3 protein-coding genes, 1 tRNA gene and 1 rRNA gene are annotated in these 4,276 nt (G+C 28.0%); 4 read left to right on the forward strand and 1 reads right to left on the reverse strand.

Going from position 1 to position 4,276, the window contains the following annotated elements; genetic code table 11:
- The first annotated feature begins 575 nt into the window (after positions 1–575).
- The 3 genes from GXK56_RS27405 to GXK56_RS27415 all read left to right on the forward strand — a co-directional run bounded on the left by GXK56_RS27405 (position 576) and on the right by GXK56_RS27415 (position 1,827).
- On the forward strand, positions 576–1,523 hold the full coding sequence (locus tag GXK56_RS27405) for an L-lactate dehydrogenase (RefSeq protein WP_160693466.1): 948 nt from the start codon (positions 576–578) through the stop codon (positions 1,521–1,523).
- Positions 1,524–1,629: 106 nt separating this feature from the next.
- A 5S ribosomal RNA gene (rrf, locus tag GXK56_RS27410) occupies positions 1,630–1,746 on the forward strand.
- A 5-nt stretch (positions 1,747–1,751) separates the two neighbouring features.
- Positions 1,752–1,827: transfer RNA gene (locus tag GXK56_RS27415), tRNA-Lys, on the forward strand.
- Positions 1,828–1,963: 136 nt separating this feature from the next.
- On the opposite strand, the gene GXK56_RS27420 is transcribed toward GXK56_RS27415, so the two are convergent.
- A complete protein-coding gene (locus GXK56_RS27420) occupies positions 1,964–2,716 on the reverse strand; it encodes a signal peptidase II (RefSeq protein ID WP_160693468.1) in 753 nt (250 codons plus the stop codon).
- Positions 2,717–2,944: 228 nt separating this feature from the next.
- Between GXK56_RS27420 and GXK56_RS27425 the strand changes: the two genes are divergently transcribed.
- Positions 2,945–3,751 (forward strand): pyruvate, water dikinase regulatory protein, encoded by an 807-nt coding sequence (locus GXK56_RS27425; RefSeq protein WP_160693470.1) that lies wholly within the window; start codon positions 2,945–2,947, stop codon positions 3,749–3,751.
- Positions 3,752–4,276 lie beyond the last annotated feature (525 nt).

A 4,276-nucleotide genomic window follows, 5' to 3' on the forward strand; every position in this document is an offset into this window, starting at 1 on the left:
GAGCACCTGACTCTTAATCAGGGTGTCCAGGGTTCGAATCCCTGATGACGCACCAAGGCAAAGATTGCTAAATTAAATTTTAGCAGTCTTTTTTGTTGTATATAAAATATAATGAAAAATTAAATGCTTTAAAGCTATGCTTCATTAAACAAGTTTAAATAAAATATCTTTTAGACGTAAAAAAGATTTAATTTCGCTGTTATATTTAATTTTAGATTATATAAATTAATAGAAAACTTAAAAAATTTAAACAAAAACTATAAAGTCGAACGATGAATATAATAATGACTTTATTTTATTAGCATTTAGAGAAGTTGAAAATATTAGTATAAAATTATTTGTATTTTAAATTTCATGAAAGAAGTTAAACAGTTATATAGTTAATATATAATAAAATTATGAATTATTTATATAATATTTAAGTTGATTAGCGTTGTCTCCATAGTATTAAGTTGAAATAATTTTTTTTATAAGACATAATGAAATTATAAATATTATTGAATTTAGAAGGTATTAAGAAGTAAAAAAGAATACTATATTAATTAATATAATCATAATTTAAAGGAGAAATGTACATGAGTTTAAGAAAGAGTAGAGTTGCAATTGTAGGAACTGGGTTAGTAGGATCAAGTACAGCGTTTAGTCTTATAACACAAGGAGTTTGTGATGAGATATTAATGATAGACATAAATGAGGAAAGAGCACTTGGTGAGGTTATGGATTTAAACCATTGTATTGAATACTTAAATAGAAATACAAAGGTCACTAAGGGGAGTTATGAACAATGTGGAGATGTAGATATCATTGTAATAACAGCTGGAGCACCACCTAAGCCGGGTCAAACAAGATTAGATACATTAGAATTATCAGCTAAAATAGTGGAATCAATTGTAAATCCAATAATGAAAAGTGGATTTCAAGGACATTTCATTGTTATATCAAATCCAGTAGATATGATTGCATATCATGTATATCAAATTTCTGGACTTCCTAAAAGCCATATAATAGGAACTGGAACATCTGTTGATTCGGCTAGGTTAAAGAATTTTATTGGTGATTTATTAAATGTGGATCCACGTAGTGTTCAAGCATATTCAATGGGGGAACACGGAGATTCACAAATGGTACCATGGTCACATGTTACAGTTGGTGGAAAGTCATTTTATGAAATATTAAAAGATAATAAAGATAGAGTAGGAAATGTAGATTTAGATAAATTAGTTTTAGAAACAGCCAGAGCTGGATGGGAGGTATATAATAGAAAAGGAACAACATACTATGGGATAGCAACAGCTGCTGTTGGAATAATAAAGGCTATTATGAATAATGAAAATAAAATAATGCCAGTATCGACATTATTAGAAGGTGAGTATGGCGAAAGAGATGTGTTTTGTGGTGTGCCAGCAGTTTTAAACGCGGATGGAGTTAAGGAAGTTGTTGAAATACATATGACAGATGAAGAACTAGATAAATTTAAAAAATCAGCGGCTTTAATAAAAGAATACATTAAAAAAATAAAATAAATTTATTTTATGAATAAGTGTTGACACAATTGATTATGTTATGTATAATAATATCTTGTTGAGACAAGTTTTCGACAAGATATTCTAACATTAGATATTAGAATAATCTCGTGATGATGGCATAGAGGTAACACTCCTTCCCATTCCGAACAGGACAGTTAAGGTCTATAGCGCCGATGGTACTGCACGGGTGACTGTGTGGCAGAGTAGGACGTTGCGAGGTAAGATGGTTCACTAGCTCAGTCGGTAGAGCACATGACTTTTAATCATGGTGTCCCGGGTTCGATTCCCGGGTGAGCCACCAATTACTTTTTGTTTTATATTAAAGTAATTTTTATTTAGAACTTGCTTAGTATTTATATAAAAAAAGAATCTCTTAAAATAACTAAAGTTATTTTAAGAGATTCTTTTTTTATTATATTAACAATAAGGAATGGGGATTATAGAGATTTGAATTTACCACAGATGTCTTCTTTTATAAAAGTAAGAAACTTTTTTAAAGTTATGAGATCATCTTTAAATGAAGTTTCTTCTTGGTTAGAAGATAAATAACCGTTATTAAACATAGTAAGAGCAAAAAATAAAATGCCTAAGTTTATGTATAAATCCTTTATATCGGCAATAAATAAGTTACTTATTCCAATAAAATCTAAGCTACCGCCATAAAATACCTTGTCTATGAGAGAGCATACTGCACCACAACTCACAAAGATAAAGCACATATCAGACCAAAAGTCTTTATTTCCATTATGCAAGTAATATCGATATACTTCAATAAAAATAAGAATGGCAAATATGTTTAAGGTTATAAGAATAGGAAAGCTTACAGAAGTACCAAATCTAGCATTTAGCCAGGAACCATCTGTATTAATTATAGGTCTAAAATATAACATTCCTTTTATTATAGGAAAATCATTGTTGAACCATAAGAATTTTATTAATAATTTTACTCCTTGATCAAATAATAGAAAACAAAAAAATAGAAGTATTAATATTCTTGAATTAAATCCATTCTCATGTTTAACTCCTAAAGAATAAGTTAATAGTCCAACCAAAGCAAATAATAGAATCAATATAATATTGAATAAAATTGTTTTAAAATCATTAATTCTTCCAGTAAAAAGTTCAAATAATACATATATAAACCACATTAATGGGAGAAAGCATACAGTTAATGCTTTTTTATTTTTCATGCGAGTACCTCCAATTGTAATTAAATTAATGCTATATTAAAGTTTAACATAAGGGAAAAATAAATTCACTACTATTAAATCAATTTAATTTAGTTTAATATAGAAGTGAGGGAAAATATACATATGTCTAAAGAAATTGTGGGTAAAGAATTATTGATATGTTGTATATTTATTAAAAGATACTAAGGTATAAATTTATGAAAATATTGAGAAAGAAGGTATAAAATTATGTTAACAATTTTAGCTGTATCAGATTCTATAGGGGAAACAGCTCATCAAGTTGCAGTTGCAGCAGCAAGTCAATTTACAGAAAAGGTTGAAGTTAAAAGAATTCCATATGTTAAAGCTTTAGAAGATATTGAAGATGTAATGAAAGTTGTAGAAGAATGTGAAAATGTAATTATAGTATCTACAATAATTACTGTTAGTGTAAGAGAACATTTAACACAAAAAGCAATGGAAAAGAATATATCAGTTATGAATGTACTAGGTCCAATCATAAATGTTGCATCCACAATATTAAAAACACACCCTACATATAATCCAGGAGCGATGAGACAAACAGATGAAGTATACTTTAAAAGAATAGAAGCAATGGAATTTGCAATGCAGTATGATGATAGCAAAGATTATAGAGGATTAAAAAATGCCGATGTTGTATTAATTGGTCTTTCAAGAACATCAAAGACCCCGCTATGCATGTACTTGGCTAATAAAGGAGTTAAAGCTATAAACATTCCTTTGATGCCAGAAGTAGGGGTTCCAGATGAAATATATGAGATTGATAAGAAAAAGGTATTTGGTCTTACAATAAATCCACTTAGGTTAATTGAGATAAGAAAGAAGAGACTGGATAAATTTCACCGAATCACATCTGACATTGAATACGCTGGAGATGCAAGAGTATTGGAAGAACTTGAATTTGCAGATAAAATAATGAGAAAAATAGGATGTAGAACTATAGATGTTACAGAAAGAGCTATTGAAGATACAGCGTTAATCATTTTAGAGAAAATAGGATATAACAACAAATAAGAAAATATAAAGTTTAAATTTATTTATCTATATGAAATAACTGTCTAGTGTTTATTATATATTAGTTTTAAATATGTGAGCAATAATATTAAGGTATAGCTTATGAACTAATATTAATGAAGAAATATATCAAGACAGTTATTTTATTTTTAAGCAAGTTTGATAATTGTGGCTTAAATAATAGGTTGGATATTACGTAATTATGGCATTAACTTTTCCAGGTGTGTCGTTAGTAGAATTAAAGAGAAATTGAAAGAATTATTGATTTTAATGAATATAAATTCAATAAATCAGATATAATAATATGTAAGAAATACATATATTATGTTAATATAAAAAACGTCGCTGAGACATGTAAATAACTAAAAGTAATCTAACAAATTTTTTTGAAAAAGCTTGAAAGATTTTAAAAAGTTGTTGACAAGATAAAAATCAAGTGATAAACTAAATAAGTCGCTTGAGGGTGACAGCAAAAAACAAGAAGTTACAACGAAAGTTGTAGAAAGAAAATGGTCTTTGAAAATT

This window comes from Clostridium sp. C2-6-12 (genome assembly GCF_009928485.1).
Classification (GTDB): Bacteria; Bacillota; Clostridia; order Clostridiales; family Clostridiaceae; genus Clostridium.

What these genes read in the sequence shown, in the direction of transcription:
- GXK56_RS27420 (WP_160693468.1), bottom strand. Translation starts at nt 2,716, where the DNA reads ATGAAAAATAAAAAAGCATTAACTGTATGCTTTCTCCCATTAATGTGG.
- GXK56_RS27425 (WP_160693470.1), top strand. Translation starts at nt 2,945, where the DNA reads ATGTTAACAATTTTAGCTGTATCAGATTCTATAGGGGAAACAGCTCAT.
- GXK56_RS27405 (WP_160693466.1), top strand. Translation starts at nt 576, where the DNA reads ATGAGTTTAAGAAAGAGTAGAGTTGCAATTGTAGGAACTGGGTTAGTA.